16 protein-coding genes are annotated in these 23,770 nt (G+C 38.9%); 2 read left to right on the top strand and 14 right to left on the bottom strand.

The features are described from left to right. Positions 1-87 precede the first annotated feature (87 nt). The 11 genes from DWY37_RS13950 to DWY37_RS13905 form a co-directional block, all read right to left on the bottom strand. Entirely contained in the window at positions 88-3,669 is a 3,582-nt protein-coding gene (locus DWY37_RS13950) for a hypothetical protein (protein WP_118544569.1), read from the bottom strand. Further along, a complete protein-coding gene (locus DWY37_RS15880) occupies positions 3,666-3,803 on the bottom strand; it encodes a hypothetical protein (protein WP_158575692.1) in 138 nt (45 codons plus the stop codon). The genes DWY37_RS13950 and DWY37_RS15880 overlap by 4 nt, the downstream gene beginning before the upstream one ends. A gap of 94 nt (positions 3,804-3,897) precedes the next feature. Further along, on the bottom strand, positions 3,898-6,621 hold the full coding sequence (locus tag DWY37_RS13945) for a hypothetical protein (protein ID WP_118544568.1): 2,724 nt from the start codon (positions 6,619-6,621) through the stop codon (positions 3,898-3,900). A gap of 479 nt (positions 6,622-7,100) precedes the next feature. Next, a complete protein-coding gene (locus DWY37_RS13940; protein WP_118544567.1) occupies positions 7,101-8,384 on the bottom strand; it encodes a hypothetical protein in 1,284 nt (427 codons plus the stop codon). Positions 8,385-8,396: 12 nt separating this feature from the next. Continuing rightward, positions 8,397-9,386 (bottom strand): guanosine polyphosphate pyrophosphohydrolase, encoded by a 990-nt coding sequence (locus tag DWY37_RS13935; protein WP_117947800.1) that lies wholly within the window; start codon positions 9,384-9,386, stop codon positions 8,397-8,399. 22 nt (positions 9,387-9,408) lie between these two features. Further along, positions 9,409-10,476, bottom strand: coding sequence for a lysozyme inhibitor LprI family protein (locus DWY37_RS13930; RefSeq protein ID WP_118541964.1), 1,068 nt, complete (start codon positions 10,474-10,476; stop codon positions 9,409-9,411). Positions 10,477-10,530: 54 nt separating this feature from the next. After that, entirely contained in the window at positions 10,531-11,577 is a 1,047-nt protein-coding gene (locus DWY37_RS13925; protein WP_118541962.1) for a GGDEF domain-containing protein, read from the bottom strand. A gap of 15 nt (positions 11,578-11,592) precedes the next feature. After that, positions 11,593-12,240, bottom strand: a complete 648-nt coding sequence (locus DWY37_RS13920) for an HAD family hydrolase (RefSeq protein WP_118541960.1) — start codon at positions 12,238-12,240, stop codon at positions 11,593-11,595. A 30-nt stretch (positions 12,241-12,270) separates the two neighbouring features. Further along, positions 12,271-12,630, bottom strand: a complete 360-nt coding sequence (locus DWY37_RS13915) for a sensor histidine kinase (RefSeq protein ID WP_117947796.1) — start codon at positions 12,628-12,630, stop codon at positions 12,271-12,273. Between the two features lie 8 nt (positions 12,631-12,638). Next, positions 12,639-14,174 carry an ABC transporter permease gene (locus DWY37_RS13910; RefSeq protein WP_118541958.1) on the bottom strand — a complete coding sequence of 512 codons (1,536 nt, stop codon included), beginning with the start codon at positions 14,172-14,174 and terminating at the stop codon, positions 12,639-12,641. Between the two features lie 279 nt (positions 14,175-14,453). Then, entirely contained in the window at positions 14,454-15,299 is an 846-nt protein-coding gene (locus DWY37_RS13905; protein ID WP_158575693.1) for a DegV family protein, read from the bottom strand. Positions 15,300-16,020: 721 nt separating this feature from the next. Between DWY37_RS13905 and DWY37_RS13900 the strand changes: the two genes are divergently transcribed. Next, on the top strand, positions 16,021-16,569 hold the full coding sequence (locus DWY37_RS13900; protein WP_117840685.1) for a TetR/AcrR family transcriptional regulator: 549 nt from the start codon (positions 16,021-16,023) through the stop codon (positions 16,567-16,569). Here the strand turns inward: DWY37_RS13900 and DWY37_RS13895 are convergent. Further along, positions 16,561-19,740 carry an AAA family ATPase gene (locus DWY37_RS13895; protein WP_118541950.1) on the bottom strand — a complete coding sequence of 1,060 codons (3,180 nt, stop codon included), beginning with the start codon at positions 19,738-19,740 and terminating at the stop codon, positions 16,561-16,563. The two genes, DWY37_RS13900 and DWY37_RS13895, sit on opposite strands and share 9 nt — an antisense overlap. After that, positions 19,737-20,894 carry an exonuclease SbcCD subunit D gene (locus DWY37_RS13890; RefSeq protein WP_118544566.1) on the bottom strand — a complete coding sequence of 386 codons (1,158 nt, stop codon included), beginning with the start codon at positions 20,892-20,894 and terminating at the stop codon, positions 19,737-19,739. The genes DWY37_RS13895 and DWY37_RS13890 overlap by 4 nt, the downstream gene beginning before the upstream one ends. A gap of 345 nt (positions 20,895-21,239) precedes the next feature. On the opposite strand from DWY37_RS13890, the gene pckA reads away from it, so the two are divergent. Then, the gene (pckA, locus tag DWY37_RS13885; RefSeq protein ID WP_118087207.1) at positions 21,240-22,844 is read left to right on the top strand and encodes a phosphoenolpyruvate carboxykinase (ATP); all 1,605 of its coding nucleotides are present in this window, start codon (positions 21,240-21,242) and stop codon (positions 22,842-22,844) included. A 73-nt stretch (positions 22,845-22,917) separates the two neighbouring features. Here pckA and DWY37_RS13880 read toward each other — a convergent pair whose 3' ends face one another. Next, a complete protein-coding gene (locus tag DWY37_RS13880) occupies positions 22,918-23,673 on the bottom strand; it encodes a tRNA threonylcarbamoyladenosine dehydratase (protein ID WP_118541948.1) in 756 nt (251 codons plus the stop codon). Positions 23,674-23,770 lie beyond the last annotated feature (97 nt).

The raw sequence follows: 23,770 nt of genomic DNA, 5'->3' as shown, positions 1-23,770 counted from the left end.
CCTACTGTATATATAAGTTATCAGAAATCTTTATTACTCAACAAAATCTTTGTTTTCATAATAGCTCAGCTGATACTAAAGACCGTTTTATTTTTCTATTTCCGCGACCATCTCCCGATAACTTAATATCGGAAATGCAATGTCTTTATATCGAGAAACAAAGACTTTATTTACACACATATAAGGTTTTATATCATATTCTGCGGCTGGGAGCTTTAAATCCTTCATTACTTCTGCGTAATTTTCATTTAAAAAATCAATTCTTCGCTGAAATTTCTCGTCACACTTATCTTCTTTAAAAAACCTATTCTGCTGCCTATACATTTCATAAAATGTCTCAACTTTCTCAATAAATTTACACTCAATAATCCATATTTCTTTTTTCTGCAAATCAACTGCAAACAAATCATAGTCTCCTAGAAACTGAGGATATTTCTTTTTATCTAGATTCATCAATTCAAAATTTGCTCTTACTTCAAATCCATAGTCCTTAAATACTTTTTCAAGGTCAAAAACAATTTTCTTTTCATAAACCCTTTTCCAATCAATCAAAACCTTTTTTGTAGACGGCATTCCTATTTCAAATGGCATATGAAATTCGAATATACTATTTTGCCAATAATCTCTTAAGAAATGTACAGCCACTGGTGAATAAATAATCATGTCACCATATTCATAAATCGGTTTTACCTCGTATCTATCGCATCGTTTTTCTTTCTCTCCGATAGGCAAATAAAAATCAGCAACATTATTCTTAGTTTTAAGTCTATCAGTATTTATATTTAATAGATGTAAAGCCTTTTCTGCTAATTCCCTTGAAACATTTTGAACAGAACAATAATCATTTATTATATCTTCTTTCCAGAAACAAATTACATTACCTCTTAGATAGAGTTCTTTACCAATATTACCACCAGTTTCAAGGTAATACATAAATGATAGAAAAATTTCTAATGACACTCCTGTATCCTTTTCAAAAGCTTGTTTTACGACTCCAAAAAATTTCTTGTCAGCAGTGTTATCTCGTTCAAAATGTCCTGGATTATCGTACATTCTTTTAGCAAGTTCTTCACCTAAAAAATGGTCTGATTCTCTATTTGATTCTACATCAATGATATATTCGCCTGATACCTCCACATACACCTCATTTTCAGTGAAATAGCACATATCGGCATTATCCCCAAGGACAACTAGCCAATTTGCATAAGCTAACAAATACTGATATTTTTCGTTAGATAAAACTTCTTTCCCTCTTCCAGTATTAAATAATGCCGTTTCAAGCAAATATGATACCGTTCTCAAATTATGCTTTGCTTCTTCTCTTTGTTTTATTATATTATGAGCTACTTCATCACGAACTGTGTCCTTCATATCATCGAAACAATTATATCTCTGCCTATGTATCATGATTTCGTGCAAAAGAGTTGCGTAATCTGATAAGCTTCGTTCAAATAATTTTAGATAATCATATTTTATTATTTCTTTTTCAAAATCTTCTATAAGTTCTTTTTGAATTAACCTAACAACTGCAGTTGCATCTTTACCATAATAACTTCCAGAATTAATTCCAGCATTATAGCATACCTTCGCAATATGTTTTCTTACAGCAATGTACGCACCATCTCCAACCCTGAATATTGATTCTTGTTCTTGCTTCCATTCATATTCCACTTTAAAACTAATTGCAGATACTTCCTTCTTTTCCGATTTAATACTTTCCATACGCTCCACTAATTGTGAATAAAAATAAGGTAAATTTTTTTTCATTGGTTGCATTAGTTCCATAAAAAATACAGCCTCTACCGTTCTGTCTTTTGCTTTTGAAATATCTTCAAATAACCTATCAACAATTGGAACAAATCGAATGCAGATTTTTCTATTTGAAATAATGGAATCACTTTTTGCATAGCTTCGTTCTTGTGCTAATAAAATTCCCGACGAATCTGCTTTTTTTGCATATGCTTCAGGCATCATCATTACTTGTACAGAGCACCCATCCATTTCATGGCAAGACTCAATAATATCCTTCACTGATGTCATCATACGTTGAATCAAATCTTCAATCATATATATAGCATCTTTATATTTTAGATACTCGTTAATGTCTGGATAGAATTTAACATTATGGGGAAAGAAGAAATAACAATTATTTTGAAATAATCGATATAATCCACCAAAACCCACTTTACCCTTCTGCACATATTCATAAAATCCATTCTCTTTTGGAGTAATATTCCAAGAAAATGGATTGTCTAAAATATAATCTTCTCGTCCAAAAGGAAAGTCTTTTAGTTTCTTGCAATAGTAATCAACAACATATTCATTTTCTATATCAAAGCCAATGTCAATCAAGCTATACTTTATTGCACCTTTTTCAAAAACTTGATCTGCATCTTTCCAAGCAAGAAAGGTTGATGCATCTCCACCATGGCCAAGTATTTTAGAGTTATTTTCACATTTTATAAAATTAAGATAGTCATATAATTCATCGGCATCTTTCATAAACAAAAGATAATAAACTATATCAAACGCAGTGCAGTAATAATATTTTTCATCTCTCCTTCGTGTGAAAATATGTGTTTCAGATGGATTTGCCCATGCATCATAAATCATAAATTTAATGTCTGCATTTTTTAAAACAGTAATCCCTCTGCATTTTCCCTCTTCATTTCGACTATATAACTCGAATAAAAATAATGTATCTTTATTCTTAGTGCTAATTATCTCATTAATGATTTTCTGTAATTCTCTATTCGAATAATCATCTTTATTTACTGCAAAAATTATTCCTTTAGAAGAGACTAATACAAATGGAAATTGATATTTTGGATTTAGATTTTCTCTACTATCTGAAAACCCTACAGGGCATAAAAGATTTATTGTTTCATACGTTTCTAATTTTGAAAGGTCAAATGCAACCCCAGTTAGCATCCTATCAACTAACTTTGCTTTATCTTTTTTAGAAACAGATTTATACCATTGATCATATAGGTCCAGTAATAAAGATGTATTCGCTAAAGGTATTATTCCACTCTCAGTTTCAATGAAATGCTTTTTCTCTATGTAATCAGATTCTAATATAGCATCTATTTTTTTTAATGTATTAATACCAAGATTATCAAACAACTCATTCACTTTGATAAACAGTGCCTCAGAAGGAAGAACTAATCTCACACCATAGTTTCCATCTTTAGTATTTGCTTCTTTTAGAAAATCTATAATAAAAGAATTGTATGTCATCACTTCTATTAACTCATCTTTTTTATTTAGTTCACAAGCTAATATTGGCAAAAACTGAAGACATGCAAACACCATATTATGACCAGTACCTATAATGACAGAATATTTTTTACCAAATAATTGAATCGAAACATCTCCATAATCTTCCACAACAGCATCATCATAAACAGAAGGTTTAATTATGCTTCCAATAGAGATAAAGAATTTTTTAAAATCATCATAATCTTTTATTCTTTTATTGCCTTTATGGCTATGCTCAGCTAATGTCCAATTCAAAGATAAGGTTGATTCCAAAGCTGAACGATTATTAACACAAACACATATACAATAAATAGCCTTAGAAACATCTTCAAAATCATATTCATTAACTATAGGCATTATTCTTTCCATTTTTGTTTTCGCCCCGGAAAAACCACTTGTTTTTATCATTTTCTTCCTCCAATAATAATCTTTATTTTTCTCTTGTTAACTCGCTTTTTCTCACATTTTCCTTTCTTCATAGAAATTTCATCTAAATTATTCTCCCATAATGAGAGTCCTGCCAGCTTTTCTATCTCATCCATAACAACATCAAGCTTTGCATCACGCTAGATTTGATTGATTTACGCTGCTCCCAGTTCCACGATTGCTTCAATAATTAACTACAATTAATGCATCTTATCTGCTTGAAACATCTCTCACCAAAAAATGATTATCCGCTTTTCCCTTGGCAAAAATGTAGTCTATCTTCTTATCATGTTTTTTTATTAATCGGCTCAAAATTGCAACTTTGTTTTTATATATTTCATTATCCATTGCTTCTGATAACCGCGATAAAATTACATTATTGCATTCCTTATTAATCCTCATCATCCTAATCAAAGAAATATATGCATAAAATCTAATATCACTATTTGGGTTTCTACTAAATTCCAATAACGACTGCAAAATATATTTTATATGATTTACCAATATATTGTATTTCTCTGCAACCTCAAAGCATCTGCATAACATATTTAAAACAGTAATTATCTCAGCTGGTTCCTTCGTTACAATTTCAGAAAATGTTTCTATCACTCTTAGTTCATCTTCCTTATTGTAAAATAAACTTAATAGTTTATTTGCAATCTGTAGAGTAGAATCTTTATAACCATTTGACAAAAAAATGTCATTTCCCTTTAGACATACATCTTCATTTTGAGTAAGCTTTTCATATGTTGCTTTTACACATTTTGCGTTTGGATATATCATAAAAATTACAGTTATTAATCTTATTGCATTGAATTTACTTTCTGTTGTCTGTCTTTCTTCCAACAAAGTCTCAAATGCCGCTTCTAAAACCTTAGCTATTTCATTTACACGAACTTTTACTTTTCCTATAACAAGAATGTTTTCTATAGTTCTATGCGGACTTGATTCATATTTGCTATAGCATCCATTTTCTCCTTGTGTTTTGTTTTCATTTTTTATATCATTTACTAATTTTTCTATATGAACATTGATTTCATCCAAATCATGTTCAAAAATATTTAGGCTATATTCATTATCATAAAAATCTTTATAATTATCTTTCACAAGTTCATCCAATTCTGTAACATCATCTCTCTGTAATCTAATATTCTGGATTGCAATCGGTAAGTTACTACAATTTCTTTTAATCTCTTCATTTTTTATGCATTTCCTTACCCAAGTTACATAATTATCGACATGAACGGAATCAATTTTATCTAAACGAACACGACTTAAACAGTAAAAAATATTATTATACCATCTTTTTAATCCTTTATCATAATAAAGAATTGCCATCTTAATAAAATCATTCTGTTCTATCCTATATTGATTTTTTTCTAAAGCTAATAAGTAAGCTTTAGAAATCAAATCACAAGCATACTGTTCATCCATCCAAATATTAATTTCTTTCTTAATTTCAGCATATGTATTACAAAATAGTTCATCACTAAAATACATTCCAAATGTACCCCAAAGCAAGCATAATGCATTTATTCGTCTATATTTGATTGAGATTTTAGACACAGCATTCTTCCATTCAATAATGTCCTCTGCATTAATGTTATCACTGCACAATCCATATGCTTCTATAAATTTCGACAATTTATTTTTATCACCTGATAATAGTAATAATTTAATTATTGTCACTAAAAATTTATGATTTCTGTACTGAAAACACAATCCCTGTAAATACATTATTATCTTTTCTTGAATTAGACTAATATGCGTTATTGAACCATATAATAGTGATGCAACATATATATCAACGATTTGGTCAAGTACACGACCAATGCCACCTAACTTTACAGCAAAAGGGGAATCAACAAGGTTCTCTAACATTTCTTTAATGACATTTTCATAATAATTTGATGCAAATCTATCTACAATTGGATTAAATACCGGTTCTTGACTTTCATTTAAAACATCTTGCCCTTTAATTGAATACTCAAATATATTATTTTCTTGATTACAAATTACATTCATATTTCGTAAATCAATAGCTATATCATTCACCAACCATTGCGGTATTTTTTTCGTATCCAACGCAATATCCAACGACTTAGCCAATAAGGAAATAGTATATTTTATATTGCCATGCCAATAAGCTTCCAATGCATCAATTCTTAACATTATAGTTTTTTGTAAGCTACCAGGCTCATGAATATTCTTAATATATTTTTTTATACTGTCAAAATCTATTTCATCAATAACCTTATTGCCTAAAACAACACTAAGTAAATCGCTACAAAGTTTATCAAACGTCTCTATTTTCCTTGAATATTCTGGTTCAGCAGATATTTCACGACGCAATGTCCACTTTGTATAATCATAGTTTTTATATGCATCTTTATTTAGTATGGCATGGATATCACCTATTGTAGTTTCAATAGAACTACCTTCATTTAAAGAACCACTTATCTCAACAGGCATATTACAATAATATAAATAAGTGTCAATAATATCATTTATAACACTTTCATATGCAATCTCTGGCATATTTACAAATTTTGAGACAACTCTAAATTTTTCTCCACCTTTCATTTTAATAATCTCTTTTTGAAGTTCTGTAGATTCTTTTTCATTTTCATCACAAAATAAAAATAAGCTTTTCTTCTTTAGTTCTCTACCTCTTTTTACCTCTTTTAATGTTCCTTCTCCAATACCATCCTTATTATCAATTAAATATACAACAATATCCGATCTTTCAAGTTTTCTCATATATGAAGAAACAACATCTGTAGATGCTGCACCTTCATCCTCAAACATATAAACTTCACACATATTTGTTTCAGTAAGTAATAACTTTAAAGCCTCTCTTATATAGGCATATTTTTCTCCAATATTTGAACTGATAAAAACTTTAACTTTTTCTTTTACTCGTATAGCTTGCATCTGCTTCCTCCAAACAGTCATAAAATTAAACTTATATTTCCCCAACAAAAAAATTCACAAACGACCAATGCCCTTACGCATCATATCTTTTGTGAACTTCTAATTTCTTTTTATCATATTTACTTAGCTTTTTCATAACTTTTCTCTCCCTCCAAATTCTATATAAATATTATGCAACTCCTTTTTCCAAATTGCAATCTTTTTTAATAAAAACCGTCAAAATCTCCCCTCTTATCAATCTACTCCATACCACATTTCGACAACACTTTCTATGATTTCTATTTTATATTTATATCAACATCCTTATCTAACAATTTCCATCATAAAAGAGCACAGAATTTCTTCCATGCTCTTATCTTACAACTTTCATCTATCTAATTATCTTCCGGCTGAACTTCCTCTTCCACAGAATCCTTATCCCCGAACTCTTTTTCCATCCCCGTCACAATTTCTTCCTCTTCCTCGTCCTCATCTGAACTCTAAACTACCTCATTCTCCCCCAAATCCGCAGTATCCTCCGATGTTACCACATCCTCAGGCACGTTTTCCTCTTCTAACACTTCTTCTTTCTGCGCTGCATCCTCCGGCACATCTCCTTCTTCTAAAACCACACTTTCTTCCTGCGCCGCATTGTCCACAACTACTGCCTCTCCCTGCTCTGCATTTTCTGTATTTTCTGCATCTTCCGTGCCTTCATCCGAAGCCCAAACGCCCTCTTCCGCTTTCTCCTTTTCTTCCGTTTCTTCCACTCCCCCATCCTTCCGGAACTTCTCCCGGAACTGCTCTTTCTTGGCTGCCACAGCGTCCTTGAGGGCAAGCTTCTTCTCTTCGCGGTTCTCTAAGGCTTCCTGCTTCTTTGCGTCACGGAGTTTTTGCTGTTCTTCGCGCTGTGCGGCTTTCTTAAGCTCTTTTTCCTGGCGCTGCTCTTCTTTGATGCGAAGCTTCTCGGCTTTATCCTGTTCCTTCTGCTGCAGGCGGTTCTGGCGAAGCTCGTCTTTCGCCTGCTGCTTCTGGCTCTTCTTGACCTGCTTTTTGGCGGAACGCTCGATAGAACGGATCATGCTCTTGGCATCACCGACTCTGCGGCGGGCACTGCGGTATGGATCGTAGAGGAAATAGGATGCTGTGGTAAGTGCCAGCAGCACCAGTCCTACGATAAGGCAGATTGGAAGCAGGAAATCGTAGAAGCCGTACTTTAATTCATAGCCGATAAAGAGAACCAGCATCACCGGGAAAACTACTGCAGAGAAAATATCGCAGATGAGTCTCCAGAGAAAGAAGCACTGCTTCTGGTGTACAAAAATGGCAGCCTGCACGCCGGTAAAGAACATCAGCATCAGACAGATTTGTGATGTGATTCCATGTAAAAAGCCTACAAAGACGCACAATGCCAGTGAAAAGAAAAACATGGCAAGGGCGTAGCCTCTGCGGTATGCATATTTGTATTCCCGCATTCCCTCTCGCTTATCTGCACTCAGGTCATGGATTTCATATACCCGGTCATTGACCCGCTCCTTCATGTCCTCCCGGTATTTGCGGCCTTCTCTGGCATGTGCCATATTTTCGTCCATGTCTTCGTCCAGTTCCTGCAACATTTTCTGTTCCATAAAAATCTGCTGCAGCAACTCATCTTCCCGCTCTCTGCGCTTTGTAATTTCATCCTGAATCCAGCTTGCCTTCTGCATCTGGAGACTCTCTTTCATCCATTGTTCCTTTTCCATATTTTCACCCATAGCTGCCTTCTCCGTTTCATACGCTTCCATTCTGTTCTATTTCTAATCAATCAAATCATTCTGAAATCTCGACAAATGCTCATAGGGAAGAATCAGTCTTCCCCGGTATAAGCCGCAGCCGTCATTCATCAGGCTGTTGCTTACTGCTGTAAACATGTCGACATCCACACCGGAAAGCTCCAGTTCCTGCAAACGCCTGCACCGTTCATAAGCTTCATCAAAATAAATGCATTCTCCCTCCGGGATGGTATCCCGGCGTGCTCTGGATGCTTCCTGCTTTTTCTCATAATTAATATGATTGGCGGAACCGATTTCTGCAATATCGTCCATCTGCTTTGTGCGAAGCTGCATTTCCACATAACATCTCGCACTGTTATCATAAAAAGTAATATGTAAGGATTTGTAATCGTCCTCATTTTCGCTGGTGATATAATCCCGGTAATATGGTTTTACAGCATCATCCAAAAGCGGAGAACTGCTTCTTAAGACACCGCCTGTCGGCTCTGCCGTAAATCCACGCTCCTCTAAAAACTGTGGCAGCACATTTGCAATCTGATAAAGGTGCTTTAATTCCTCTTCTTCGCGGTTCTCATGATTTTTCAAATGACACCGTGGCATGGAAATCACAATCCGGTATGCAATCAGATCACGGAAGCAGTTCAGCTTTTCCTTTAATTCTGCAATGTCCGGATAGCTTTTATGCTTTTTATAATAATCATAAATGTACTCTACAATATAGCCGTTGAATTTGCCCTCCGCACGAATCAGTGACTTGATTCTTCCTTTAAAAGTAAAGGAAAGATAAGGATATTCCATTGCCATATATTTGTAGAACTCACGGATTTTCTGGGACTGCGCTGTCAGGAAATCATTGTGCTCTAACAGCTCCATAATCTGAATCAGGAAATTGCAGTGCACCAGATCCACTTCATTTTTTGATACTTTTGCGGATGCCCGGAGGTCCTGCGTATACTTTTTCAATATCCGGAACACCGTTGCTCCGGAGTATAAGTAATCATTTAATGTAACCATTTTTCCTCGCTAAAATATCTTTTTATTTCAAATACTCTGCCAGTTCATATACCCTGTTTCTTGTTAATTCTGCCGCCTTATCATTTTCCAATAATGGCTGCAGGCTTCCGCCCTCGGCATCTTTGCCGGCTTCCTCTACTGCACTGTCTTTTGTCTTAATCCAGTCACGCTCTTCCTGGGTAAGAGTCGCCATAGTGTCCTCATCCAAAGTCTCTTTTAAACGGCTCCAGATAGAATTCAGCTCATTATCCCACAACTGATACAACTGCAGAGACAGGGCATTCATTTCCTGCTGTGTCAGTTCTCCACTGGAAAGGTCTTCCTGCATGGCTGCTGCTTTCTCCTCGATTTTCTGCAATTCACTCTCTATGGATACATCGGAAGTTGTAGTTTTATCATTTACTGTAACCTTATCTCCACTCGGTCCTAAAAAGGTATCAAAGGTCAGCGTATTAAAAATTGCATAGAATGGAAGCGTCGTATCCTCATCGGTAAGACCAATGGATGCCCAGTCCAGGAATCTTTCCGGCAATTCATCTAACGGTGCACCCGGCAGATAAATATATAAATCATAAACCTCTTCCAAACCAGCCGGTCCCGTGTAAATATATTTCACGCCGTCTTTAATTTCCGTGTCGCCTTCTGTTTCCTTCGTTGCAATATTCTCCAACTGCATCTCATAGGTGTAATCATTTATCTTTTCCGGCTGGGTGAATTTTCCATAGAAATCACAATAGTAAAGGGTTCCATTTGGATATCCATCCCCGCTATCTCCCGCATCTGCATCATGATAATTTCCTACAAAAGAGCCATCCTCGGATAAAATCAATGTAGAATCCCATGCACCGGCTCCGCTGGTAAACATAAAGCTTTCTCCTGCAAGCTGTGCAAAAATGTCATCTTCATCCACATTTTCCGTTTCTGTCTCCTCTGTCACCTCTTCTGAGTTTTCCGTTTCTTCCGTCTCAGTCTCTGCCTCTGTTTCTGTGGTCTTTTTCTCCGACTCCACGACTCTTCTTCCACAAGCCGCAAACGTTGACATTCCCAACGCTGCACTTAATATCATTACTAAAAACTTTTTCCCTTTCACAAACGAATCCTCCTGATGTTCCTTTTCGTTTCTCGCCCCTTTTTTATCTTTCTATTATTCTAAATCAAATACATCCTGGTTTCTTCCCCTTTCTTTTGCAACATAGAGCTTCTCATCCGCTAAGCGGTATAATACCGTAACAGCAATTCCTTCTGTATAATGCTGTACACCACTGCTGAAAGAGCATTCGATATTCTTTTCATGCTTTGTAAATTCCTTATATTCCCGTCTTATATGCTCTAGCATTTTACCGATTTCATCCGTGTTCATGCCCTTTAAAACCAGCATAAATTCTTCTCCGCCAAAGCGTACTGCAATCCCTTTATTCTTAACATGCTTCGTTAAAAGTCTTGCAAATTCCACCAGAATAATGTCTCCAAACCCATGTCCGTAAGTGTCATTCACATGTTTAAAGAAGTCAAGGTCAATCAGTACCGCATCAAATTCTTCCTTCTCATCCAGAATAAGGTCTCCCAGATACTGATTTAAGTAACGACGATTATAGAGTCCTGTCAGTGCATCTTTATCTGCGGCATCTTTCAACTGTTCATTCAACTTCTTTACTTCTTCTTCCTGTCTCTGTCTCTGCATCTGAAGCAGGATAGAAATTAAAAAGACACAAAGTAAAACGATCAGCAGGGAACAAAGTGTGCTCTGCAGCACGACTTCTTTTGACAGTTTTTCACTTTCCAGCGGTCTCATATAGGCTAAAATAACTGCTGCCACATCTGCTACAATTACCACGCCGGCAAACCGGATTGCATTTCCGGTTGGAATAAAAATCGCAATTGCTACCATCGCAAGTACCATGTATACAATCGTTCCCGTCTGATATATATAATACAATGCCGGAAATTCCACAAGACTTAAGACTGCTATCATCAAATAAGACGCATAACGTATCTGTCCTTTTTTTATTCCAATGAAACTTCCTGCGACCATAAGTAACATACAGATTCCGCAGAAAATCGTTGTTCCGCTCCATCCGAAAATCAATGCATTTCCAATAAATCCTGCCAGATTTCCGATACAGCTTCCCATTGCCAGCACATAAAACTGTCTGCGGCTCACATCAATTGAGGTATCAAATAAAAAATTCATCTTTCCTCTCCCATTTTATGAAAATAAGTTTTTCAATTCATCCAGTGTATTTACACATATCGTAAGTTTCTTTTTTAATTCATCATCCGGCTGTGTCTGGTCCGGGACCATTGCCACCTGACAGCCTGCCCGACAAGCACTCATAACCCCATTGGGCGAATCCTCCACCGCAAGGCATTCTTCCGGAGCAAGTCCAAGTTGTGCACATGCAAAAGTATAGATATCCGGTGCCGGCTTTCCATGTTCTACCATGGTTGCACTGATGATTTCATCAAAGTACGGATATAGTCCTATCTGCTTTAAATATCTTTCTGTCCGTTCCATGTCGGTTGCCGTTGCAACTGCCCGCCGGATTTTCTTTTCTTTTAAGAAATTCAATAACTCAACAGCTCCTCTTTTTATCTCAATACCGTTCTTTGCAAGATATTCCTCCATCAATTCCTTCCGGTAAGCCCGGATAGCCGGATAGTCAAGATTCTCATCTGCAAACATTTCCTTTAAATGCGCCGGTGCAAAAGGTTGTCCTAAGGAACGCATGGACAATGCCTGCTCATCACTCATTTCATAGCCAAAATGCGCCATTGCCTTAGGCCAGCAGATTCTATAGTATTTCTCTGTATCAATGAGTGTTCCGTCCATATCAAATAAAACTGCTTTTATCATATTACATTTTCTTCCTGCCTTTTTCATTGACTAATTTGCCATACCCACTACCACAGTTACCGAAAAAAGATTTTCCTCCTGTTTCAGAAAAACATCCCCGTTCATTTTATGCATCAGCTTTCTGCATATATAAAGCCCCAGTCCGCTTCCTTCCTGGCTTCCTGCATTGGAGCCACGATAGAAGCTGTCAAAAAGATGCGGAAGTTCTTCTGCCGGAAGAACTTCTCCTGTATTTTCCACGGTAATCAGCACACAGTCTTCTTCTTTTGAAATTGATATACCAATTTTTTTGCCACTACCATATTTTATAGCATTTTCTATGATATTCTGCAATACTTCCAGCAAACGTTCTGTATCTGCTTTCACCAGAGAATTCTGATACTCCCCCATGTTAAACCCTATATGAAGCTGTGAAAGTTTATCTTTATAGTATACTGTATCTCGACAGACATTTCCGATGGCATGCCTTCTTCCGTAAGTTCTTCTGCCAGGCAATCTAATTCTTTTGCCAAATCAGCCCGGGTCTTTCCTGCCATATTCTCCATTGCCTGTGATACATCTGATATGTAGATATCACTTTCTTTTCCAAATGTCGTAATCAGATTCTTACTTTTCATGGTATCTGTTGTAATAACCACTCCCAGCATAAAAACGGAACAGAGGAAAAAGGACAATATAATCGTAAGGAACCGTCTTGGACTGCTTAAAATATCATTAACTGCCAGATACCAGGTACTGTTAAAACGGCTTTTTCCCAGCCGGTAAATGGATTTCTTTTTAAAGCGTTCTCCGGACTGACCGTTTCGGATGGCATCCACCGGTGTCAGCTTCTTTACTTTTCCGGTACACCGGTATGCAAACCAGATAGTAACTGCAATAACAATGACTGCTCCTATGAAATTTACCGTAATGGCATGACTGTTTCCCAACATCATATTTTCTGTCACAGACTGCAGCAGCATATTGCCAAATGGGATGCTTGCCAGGAATCCAATTGCTGCTCCCACAACAGCCAGCATCAGATATTTTACAAGATAAAGGCTTCGTATCTTAAAGTCCGTAATTCCGATGGCTTTCATGACACCGATTTCCCGGTATTCTTCTGTCACCGTAAAAGTAATCGTAAATTTCAACACTGCAAAGGATACTATCATCAAGCATACACTTAAAACCAGCACCACAAATGCCCCAATCATATCCATGACATAACATAATTTAAAAATGTCCCGTCCCCGGTTGAATCGGATGTCGGATACATTGCTTAATAAAGAGGCTATTTCCGATGGATTGTCTGTGTCAATATAAATAATCTCGCCACGGTATTCTGCAAGACTTTCATCCGATGCAAATTTCTGATAATCCGCTTCATTTAAAATAAATCTTTTATTTCCCATAAATTCAGAACCCAGCAGCGCATCTTTTGCTTTTCCGGCAATCGTAAACTCCACACTGTTTTTGCCATGGGTAATCGTAAGTTTATCTCCCTCTTTTAAATCATTTGCATCTAAGAAATTTCCTGTGACATAGACCTCACCCTCAGGCACTTTTGTAAGCTCCTTATTATCCTTTGTGAAAAAATGTATCTCACTTTCGGAAATGGATTCTATGATCATTGCCTTGTTTGCTATATCAAGTTCTTTTCCCTCTGCCTTGATATTCCCCTTGGCTGCATACATAATATGATCCATGCGGTAGTCTTTTACATACTGACAGGTATCCAAAAGCTCCGGCACACCGCCATCCCCCTGCTGGGTCAATACTACATAATCTCCAATGTCTGCCTGATTAAGATAATAATCGGTTCCATTTACTACCGTCAGTACATTGTTCAGCCCGCTTGCCACAAACATGGCAGCTAAAATAATAAACAGCAAAATTACAATATTAATTGTTTTCTTTCGCTTTAAGTCTTTGCGTAAGATATCCCAAAACATCTTCTGCTCCTTTCTATCCTCTTAGTATACCTCAACTACGCGAAACACGCTTTGCAATTTTCTCGCTACTTGTAACAAAGAATGTGCCTTAGCACATTCCTGCGCCTGCGGCGGTCACTTGCGACATCTACCTTATACGCCGCAGTGTGCATCCTCGCGTTTTTTTACTTTGCAGGCAATTTCCTGTAAAGGGAAAAAAAGAACCGGCAAAGTTTTATTTCCTTTGCTGGTTCTACTATAACGAATCAATTATTAAAGAATCCTTAAATCTGAAAATTCTTATTTCATGCTTTCTTTTAAAATAAATGCCATCAGAAGTGCATCCGGTCCGATATGGGTTCCGATTGCCATTCCAACTTCATGTAAGCTGCTTTCTGTCAGGGAAAAAGCATCCATGGTTTCTTTCTGGAATTCCTCTCCCATTTCCGGATTATTGCTGTGAGCAAATTCTACCGGCATGCAGCTATCCACTTCTCCTTTTTTCAAAAATGCCTGCATTCCGCTTTTGGCTGCCTTTATGCCGCGGGCTTTGGAATATCCTTCAATCTCTCCATTCCGGAGCAGCAGCACCGGCTTGATTCCCATTACATTTCCCACCGCTGCAACTACCGGAGAAATACGTCCGCCCTTTTTCAAATATAATAATGTGGACGGAACACCGGTAAGATAAGTGCGGTTCTTTACTTCTTCCAAGATTCCTGCAATCTCTTCTGCACTTTTGCCTTCTTCTTTTAACTTCACGGCATACTCCACCAGAAGCCGCAGGGATAAGGATGCCTGCAGGGAATCCACGATATATATCTTTTCATATCCGCACATTTCTTTTGCCAGCACTGCTCCGTTATAGGTTCCTGAAAGCTTTGAAGAAATGAGAATCACCAACACTTCCTCGCCTGCTTCTTCTGCCGCTTCATACTTTTCTAAAAATGCTGCCGGTGATGGCTGGCTGGATACCGGAAGTTGTTCCTCGCTGCGCAGTTTCTCATAAAATGCTTTGAAATTCTCTTCTGTATTCCGGTCGAATATAACATCTGCAAAGTTTGCCGAAATCGGCACCAGATCCACGCCCATTGCCTTTGCTTCGGTTTCAAATATATCAGATCCTGTATCTGTAATTATCTTCATTTTCGTCTCCATCTCTTGACTGTTGTCTGTATCTATGCCACACTATATGTGAGATAATTTATATCACATTGTTGTGGCTGCATAAGTAGCATTGTAGCATAGTTTTCCCTTTTTTCAACGGTTTGATGTGAGACATTTTATATCATTTTGTATCATGATACGGATGTGGTGCCGGTGGGTGGGACAGTCGTTTTATATTTGTTATTACGATTTGTATTTGATACATACATTGCTTCTAACGTCAAAGAGCGGTTTTTCTTGCACTGCATTTTTCTTTTGCCGATAAAGCCTGTCTTTCCAATGTTTGACAGTATGCCGGACTCTGTTCGCCTGAATGCGGATACGATATATGCAGTCTGTTAGAGACGCTTAGAATTCCGGCAGCAACCGGCAACGCTGGCACAGGGATGTGCCAGCGAGGCACATCTTAAGCATGGATGCGAATATGTGCCGGTTGCCGGAAGATACGGAAACTTTAACGGAATTCTTAGCGTCTCTTTCAGACGGAATGTGGTATCCGCAACAGACGGACAGAGCCGGCATCCGGTCAAAGCAACGGAAAGGACAGCCTGACAGCAAGAAAAATACAGTGCTAAGAAAAATAACGCTCTTTGCGTAATGAACCAATGCACATATCAAATGCAAATCGTAAGAAACGAATATCATATTCTGTCCCACCCACCGGCACACATCCATAGCACATACGAACAGGAGCATTTAAATGAAAGAAACCGACAAACGATACGAAGCGAACCGCCAGGTAAAATTAAAGATTGCCCGTGCCCTGACCAAACTCATGGACACCAAAGCATTTTCCGATATATCCGTAACCGATATTATTACCACTGCCGGAGTAGCAAGAGCTTCCTATTACCGGAATTTTCATTCCAAGGAAGAAGTGCTGATTAAAATTACGGACGATATTATGGAAGAATACCGGAAGAGGGCAGAAAAGCTTGAAAATGACTTTTTCAGCTATGAGGCAATTTTACTGATTTTCCGGTATTTTAAGACTTACAAGAAATTTATTTTAAGTGTATATAAGGCAGGTCTTGCATACATTTACTTAGACCTTTTTGATCAGGAATTAGAAAATCATATGGGTGACATGCCTTATAATGATATTCACCGGTATAAAGTCTACTTCTATTCCGGTGCGCTCTATAATGTTTTCTTAAAATGGCTGCAAAACGGAATGAAGGAACATCCTTCCGCTATGGCTTCCATGGTGACGGAAATGTTAGAACAGGGAGCCTATCCGCTAGCTTAACTGCCAGCGGACATGGCTTCCTTCTTCATCTTTTGTAATAAGAAGCTGGTCTTCCATTTCCTGCTTTAATTCTGTTACATGGGAAATGATTCCAATAAGCTTTGAGCCGCCTGCCATCTCTTTTAATACCCGGACTGCCTGCTCTCTTGCATGCTCATCTAGGGAACCAAAGCCTTCATCAATAAACATCATATCAAGATGTATGGCAGCAGAATTTTCCTGAATCTCATCTGCCATGCCTAGTGCCATGGATAACGCCGCCATAAAGGACTCTCCTCCGGAAAGCGTACGGACTTCCCGCTCTTTTCCGGTCACATTGGAATATACCATAAGGTCAAGTCCCTTGTTCTTTCCGATTGCAGCCTTCTTCTCATCAAACATTCTGAGTTCAAACTGTCCTGCTGACATTTCTTCAAAACGGCGGTTTGCTGCATAAAGAATCCGCTCCAGATAATAACGTTGCACAAAGGTCTCCAAATCCATACGGCTGCCGGACACATTTCCGGAAATGACAGTATAAAGCCGTGTTATACGGTTGTGCTGCTCTAATACCTGCTGCCGCCCGCTCCATATTTCTTCTACCGCTCCTAAGATTTCCGTGTCCTTCTGATTGGAAATCTCCCACTCATTGACTGCCCTGCCTGCAAGCTTACTCTGCTCCTCTGCTGCCTTAAGTTCCTCTGAAAGCTTCTCTATATCCGGTTTTTCTTTCTCTCCTACCGTTTCTCTGGCTGTCTCATAGCGGCTCTGATACATTGTCTTCTGATTCTGATAATCTTCCCTTTTCTGCCGCATCTCTTCCATGGCATCCATCGAATACTGCTCCACCAGCATCTGCCATTCCAGTTTGGAAATATCTTTTTCTTCTATATATAAATCATATTTTTGCTGCTTGGCTTCTGCTTCCTTTTTACGTTCCGGAAGTTCTCTTTCACAACGGACAATGCCTGTCTGTGTACCGGTTTTCTCTTCCTCTAAGCGGCTCCTTTCTTTATCAGCCCTTGCATATGCACTTTCTGCAGAAGCCTTCTTCTGCTGTGCTTCTGCCAAGACTTCATCCGCTTCTTTTTCAGATGTATAGTCAAGGGTGCGGTTCCGCTCTGTGTAAGCTGCCTGACAACGGTCAAACTGCTCTTTTGCCAATAGCTTCTTTTCTGTTGCTTCTGTCTCTTCTTTTTGAAGTGCAATCTTTTTTGCTTCTGCCTCTTCTAATTTATGAGACAATTCCTTCTTCTTTTTTATCTCCTGAGAAAGTGTTTCTTCTTCTTTTGCAAGCTCTTTCTTTTGTGCGACAAGCCACGGTTCTATTTCATTATCGGCTGCCGGGTTTGCTTGCTTTCCAAAGGCTTCTATTTTATTCCGGCACTTTTCCTTTCTTTCTGCCAACTCTTTCTCCCGGTTCTCTCTTCTTACGTGGCATGCACCGGCTTCTGTAGATGCCGCTTCCTGCTTCTGTTGTAACTTTGCAACCGTTTCTTCTAAAGCTTCTAACATTTCCCTGCTTAATTCTTCCTGCATCTCTACCGCAATGCATGGCTTTGGATGTTCCATGGAACCGCAGACCGGGCATGGCTCTCCCTCTTTTAATTCCCTTGCTAAAATACCTGCCTGCGCATCGAAAAACCGCTTACGATATACTTCATATTCCTGCTGCTTTGCCTGATACTGTCCGGATGCTTCCCGATAAATCTCTTTTGCATCTTCCTCCTGCTTCTTTTCTTTACCAAGAAGCTGCTTTGATTCTGTAATCTCTGCTACGGCATCTTCGATTTCTGCAAGAGTATTTTTCTTTCCGGTAATCTGTAACTGCCTTACTTCAATTTCTTCGAAGGCTTCCGCTTCTTTCTTCCACTGCACGATATTCTGCTCTAAGACAGTGCTTTTTTCTTTTGTCTCTTTTTCCGTCTCTTCCGCCTGCTGCAAAGCATCTTTACTCTGCTCTACTTCCTGTGCGGCTTTTCTTATTTCTTTCAATGCCGCTTTCGTGCGATTTACTTTTTCTTCTATAATACTGTAATTCTTCTGCTGTGTTTCCTTTTCCGCCTCTGCTAAGTTTCTTTCCTTTTCTGCCTCTTTTAAAGCTTTCTTTATCTCCGGCAGCTTTTCTTCTAATTTCTGCTGTTCTGCCTTTAAATTCTCCAGCCTCTTTACCGCTTCTTCATACTGCTGATAGAGCTGCTTTGCATCATAGGCAAGCTTTATCATCTGCTCTAACCGGGCAGTCTCTTTTATCTCCTCTTCCGCTTCAAAAAGGCGTGCTAACTCCCGCTGTGCTTCTTCCATCTGGGTAAAGGATTTTTGCAGATTTTCCGCTTCCTGCAACGCACTCCTGCAATGCTCCCGCAGTTTTTCCGCTTCTTTTGCTTCCTTCTTTTTCTTCTTTCCCTCTTCCTTAAGATACTGGCACAATTGCTGCATCAATTCTAAAAAGCGTTCCATTTCCGGTGCTTTTGCATCCGCCTGCTGCATCTTCTTTTTCAATGCCAACAGGGCTTCGGCTTCTTCAAAGGCTTCCGGTATGTCCGCATTCTCAGCTTTGGCATGAAACTTCGTACGGATTGTGGCAATCTCTGCATCTAATTTTCTTTTCCGGTCCCCTAATTCATTGGCAATCTTTTCATATTTTTCTGTGTGGAATAATTTTCGAAAAATCACTTTTTTCTCATCGGATTTTGCCCGGAGCAGTTCCATAAATTCTCCCTGGGCAATCATTGCCACCTGCATAAACTGCCCCTTGTTCAGCCCGACAATATCAATGATTTTCTGATTCGTTTCCTTTTGCGAATAAACGGTTTCATCCGGCATGATTAAGGTAACGGATTCGCTTTCTTCTTTTTCACCGCTTCCCCGCTTCAATGGGCGGACATGTCTTGGCACACGGCGCACTGTATAGACGCCGCTTTCTTCTGTTCCTTCACAGAATTTCAATTCCACATAAGGCTCTGCGCCTGCTGTGGCAAACTGACTCTGCAGCTCTGTTCCACTTTTTTTATTAGCTGTGGAACTGGCTTCTCCATATAACGCAAAGGCTATGGCATCAAAAATAGTGGACTTGCCGGAACCGGTATCCCCGGTAATCAGAAATAAATTCTGGGATGGTTTTCGAAAATCAATTTTCGTCCGGTCTCCATAAGAACCAAATGCCTGCATTTCCAAAGTTAATGGTCTCATAACTCAGCCTCCTCCTCTACTTTATTGATGACTTCCTTAAGAATTTCTCTCTCTTCCTCGTTCATCTCTCCGATAAACTCACAGCATAGCGAAAAGGCATCAAGCTCTGCCTCATGCCGGAATTTTTCCATTTCATAATTGGCTTTGTGCAGCGTTTCTCTTCGGATTTCCAGCAAATTGGGAAATGCATGACGCAGCCGGTCCTGCATGTCAAAGACATTGACATCCACCTTATCGGTAAGAATCACAGTTACAAAATTATCGGATGGCTGCTTTAATACTTCTTCTAATTCCCCTTCCACAATACGCACCTGACGCAGTGGTTTTAACGGAATTACTCCGGTGGAAAGCTTGCCCTTTTCTTCCAGTTCCACCATAATAATGCCTTTTTTCTGTCCCGCTTCACTGACGGAGCAGGCAAGAGGTGTTCCACAGTAACGATAACACTCTTTTCCCACGGTCATAGGCTTATGAATATGTCCCAATGCCGCATAGTCAAACCGCTCCAACACATCCGCAGACACTTCATCAATATTTCCCACGGTGCGGATTTCGGAATCCATCCGCTCGACATCCTCCGCCGCTTTTCCTGCCGGCAGATAGAACTGGTGGCTCACCAGCACATTCCGCTCTGCTTCATTTACATTTTCTCTTTCCAGAAGCTTATGCAAAGTTGCATCATAAGAAAGATTGTTATCATTTTCATCCGTTCCCACAATCTGCTTTACCATAGACGGCTTCACAAAAGGCAGTAGATAAAAATTCACTTTCCCATACTTATCCGTCAATGTCACTTTCTCAATGTATTCCTCTTTCGTCTCAGGCGGCTTTCCTATCATATATAAATGCTGTCTTGATAAAATGCTTCGAAAACAGTTCACTCTTGGTGCGCTGTCATGGTTTCCGCTAACCATCATAATGACAGCCTCCGGCACCATCTCCGTCAGTTCATTGATAAAATGATCGAATACCTCTACTGCCTCTGCCGCTGGCACTGCTTTATCATAAATATCTCCTGCAATCAAAATGGCATCCGGTTTTTCTTCTCTGGCCCGCTCTACAATCTGATGCAGGATATATTCCTGGTCTTCCCTTAAATCATGATTCATTAATTTCAATCCGATGTGAAGGTCGGATAAGTGAAATATCTTCATAGCCCATGTGCTCCTTTTCTATACAAGATTATCCTACAAAGTAAGATTATATTTTTCTCTTACTTTGTATTATAGCTTGTCTGTGGTGCTGCCGCAACGGACTTCTGTAGAATTATATGGCAGCATTTTTAAGCAGGAGGCTAATTCTTTAGGGGGAAAATCTTTCAACTTTCTTCACTTTATAAAAATTTCGCAGTTTTTTTATTGATTTTATGACTTATTTATGTATAATAATTATGATGACGTAACTAGGATTTATAGTTTCTCAGTCAAGATATCATAAAAACCTGCTTTTTGCGGGCGATTATCATATTACTATATTTAAAGGAAAGAGGTAAAAACAAAATGGCAGAAATCAATTTAAGCAAGTATGGCATTACTGGAACAACAGAAATTGTCTACAACCCATCCTACGAAACATTATTCGCAGAAGAGACCAAGCCAGAACTGGAAGGCTATGAAAAAGGTCAGGAAAGTGAACTTGGCGCAGTCAATGTTATGACTGGTATCTATACAGGTCGTTCCCCTAAAGACAAATTCATCGTTATGGACGAGAACTCCAAAGACACTGTATGGTGGACATCTGATGAATACAAGAACGACAACCATCCAGCATCTGAGGAAGCATGGAGTGCTGTAAAAGACATCGCTATCAAAGAACTTTCTAACAAAAAACTTTATGTAGTAGATGCTTTCTGTGGTGCTAACAAAGATACCCGTATGGCTATCCGTTTCATCGTAGAAGTAGCTTGGCAGGCACATTTCGTAACAAATATGTTCATCCAGCCTACTGAAGAAGAATTAAAGAACTTTGAGCCGGACTTCATCGTTTACAATGCTTCTAAAGCAAAAGTTGAAAACTACAAAGAATTAGGATTAAACTCTGAGACAGCAGTAATGTTCAACATTACAAGCCGTGAGCAGGTTATCGTTAATACATGGTACGGCGGAGAAATGAAAAAAGGTATGTTCTCTATGATGAACTACTATCTGCCATTAAAGGGCATCGCTTCCATGCACTGCTCTGCTAACACAGATATGAACGGTGAAAACACCGCTATCTTCTTCGGACTTTCCGGAACAGGTAAGACAACCCTTTCAACCGATCCTAAGCGTCTCTTAATCGGTGATGACGAGCATGGTTGGGATGACAACGGCGTATTCAACTTCGAGGGTGGATGCTACGCTAAGGTTATCGACCTTGACAAAGATTCCGAGCCGGATATCTACAATGCGATCAGACGTGACGCTCTTCTTGAGAACGTAACATTAGATGCTGACGGAAAAATCGATTTTTCTGATAGGAGCGTAACAGAAAACACCCGTGTATCTTACCCAATCAACCACATTAAGAACATTGTCCGCCCGATCTCTTCTGCTCCAGCAGCTAAGAATGTCATCTTCCTTTCCGCAGATGCATTCGGAGTACTGCCTCCAGTATCTATCTTAACTCCAGAGCAGACTCAGTACTACTTCCTGTCTGGATTTACAGCAAAACTTGCTGGTACAGAGCGTGGAATCACAGAGCCTACACCTACTTTCTCAGCATGTTTCGGACAGGCTTTCTTAGAGCTGCATCCTACAAAATACGCTGCAGAGCTTGTTAAGAAAATGGAAAAGAGCGGAGCTAAGGCTTACCTCGTAAATACAGGATGGAACGGAACCGGAAAACGTATCTCCATCAAAGATACCCGTGGTATCATCGATGCTATCTTAAGCGGAGCTATCTTAACCGCTCCTACAAAACAGATTCCATTCTTCAACTTTGAAGTTCCTACAGAGCTTCCAGGCGTTGATTCAGGCATCTTAGATCCTCGTGATACTTACGCAGATGCTTCTGAATGGGAGACAAAAGCATTAGATCTTGCTGACAGATTCATCAAGAACTTTGCTAAATACGAAGGAAACGAAGCTGGTAAAGCTCTTGTTTCTGCAGGTCCTCAGAAATAATTTTCCTGATAAGGAAATCAATAGAAATGGAAAACCGGATGTGATTCCACATCCGGTTTTCTTTATCTGTTTCTTATTTTGTTGCAAGATCCTTTACTACTTCACCTGCGATAATCAGTCCAGCGACAGATGGCACAAATGCCACACTGCCCGGAATATCACGCCGCTCCGTACATTTATGGGCTGCTCCCGGCGGACAGATACAGTTGGTTCTACAGCTGATTGCCATATCTTCAACTGGTCTGGTTGGCTGCTCCTCAGAATAAACCACCTTAAGTTTCTTTACGCCACGTTTCTTTAACTCACGACGCATTACTTTTGCCAGCGGGCATACCTTTGTCTTATAAATGTCTGCCACACGGAACTGACTGGCATCTAACTTATTTCCGGCTCCCATACTGCTGATAATCGGCACATTCATCTCCTGTGCCTTCATAACCAGTGAAATCTTCGCTGTTACCGTATCTACTGCATCTACGATATAATCATACTCTTCAAAAGGAAATTCATCCGCATTTTCCGGCAGGAAAAAGCATTTATGCACTTCTACCCTGGCATCCGGATTAATCTCTAAAATACGGTCTTTCATGACGTCTGTTTTATATTTTCCAACGGTCTTTCTGGTTGCAATAATCTGACGGTTGAGATTCGTCAGGCATACCTTGTCATCATCAATCAGATCAAAAGCTCCAACTCCGCTTCTTACCAGTGCTTCGCAGACATATCCACCTACTCCGCCAATTCCAAATACTGCAACCTTTGCATTCTTTAATTTTTCCATTGCTTCTTTTCCAAGCAATAGTTCGGTTCTTGAAAACTGTGTCAGCATCTTCTATCTCCTCTTCTTTGACTACGCTACATTTTACCGCGTCCTTATGTTCTTTGCAACAGAAAAATGCTGCACTCCCATTTCTGAAAGTACAGCA

This window comes from Roseburia sp. AF25-13LB (genome assembly GCF_003478915.1).
In the GTDB taxonomy this organism is placed as follows: Bacteria; Bacillota; Clostridia; order Lachnospirales; family Lachnospiraceae; genus Roseburia_C; species Roseburia_C amylophila.
The sequence above is the reverse complement of the archived record's forward strand: the minus strand, read 5'-3'. Positions and strand labels throughout refer to the sequence as shown.

Bases quoted from the DNA above. Each gene is read 5' to 3' on its own strand.
- DWY37_RS13910 (WP_118541958.1), bottom strand. From the start codon at position 14,174: ATGTTTTGGGATATCTTACGCAAAGACTTAAAGCGAAAGAAAACAATT.
- DWY37_RS13890 (WP_118544566.1), bottom strand. From the start codon at position 20,894: ATGAAGATATTTCACTTATCCGACCTTCACATCGGATTGAAATTAATG.
- DWY37_RS13925 (WP_118541962.1), bottom strand. From the start codon at position 11,577: ATGAATTTTTTATTTGATACCTCAATTGATGTGAGCCGCAGACAGTTT.
- DWY37_RS13950 (WP_118544569.1), bottom strand. From the start codon at position 3,669: ATGATAAAAACAAGTGGTTTTTCCGGGGCGAAAACAAAAATGGAAAGA.
- DWY37_RS15880 (WP_158575692.1), bottom strand. From the start codon at position 3,803: ATGGATGAGATAGAAAAGCTGGCAGGACTCTCATTATGGGAGAATAAT.
- DWY37_RS13880 (WP_118541948.1), bottom strand. From the start codon at position 23,673: ATGCTGACACAGTTTTCAAGAACCGAACTATTGCTTGGAAAAGAAGCA.
- DWY37_RS13945 (WP_118544568.1), bottom strand. From the start codon at position 6,621: ATGCAAGCTATACGAGTAAAAGAAAAAGTTAAAGTTTTTATCAGTTCA.
- DWY37_RS13920 (WP_118541960.1), bottom strand. From the start codon at position 12,240: ATGATAAAAGCAGTTTTATTTGATATGGACGGAACACTCATTGATACA.
- DWY37_RS13915 (WP_117947796.1), bottom strand. From the start codon at position 12,630: ATGGGGGAGTATCAGAATTCTCTGGTGAAAGCAGATACAGAACGTTTG.
- pckA (WP_118087207.1), top strand. From the start codon at position 21,240: ATGGCAGAAATCAATTTAAGCAAGTATGGCATTACTGGAACAACAGAA.
- DWY37_RS13905 (WP_158575693.1), bottom strand. From the start codon at position 15,299: ATGAAGATAATTACAGATACAGGATCTGATATATTTGAAACCGAAGCA.
- DWY37_RS13900 (WP_117840685.1), top strand. From the start codon at position 16,021: ATGAAAGAAACCGACAAACGATACGAAGCGAACCGCCAGGTAAAATTA.
- DWY37_RS13940 (WP_118544567.1), bottom strand. From the start codon at position 8,384: ATGGAAGCGTATGAAACGGAGAAGGCAGCTATGGGTGAAAATATGGAA.
- DWY37_RS13895 (WP_118541950.1), bottom strand. From the start codon at position 19,740: ATGAGACCATTAACTTTGGAAATGCAGGCATTTGGTTCTTATGGAGAC.
- DWY37_RS13935 (WP_117947800.1), bottom strand. From the start codon at position 9,386: ATGGTTACATTAAATGATTACTTATACTCCGGAGCAACGGTGTTCCGG.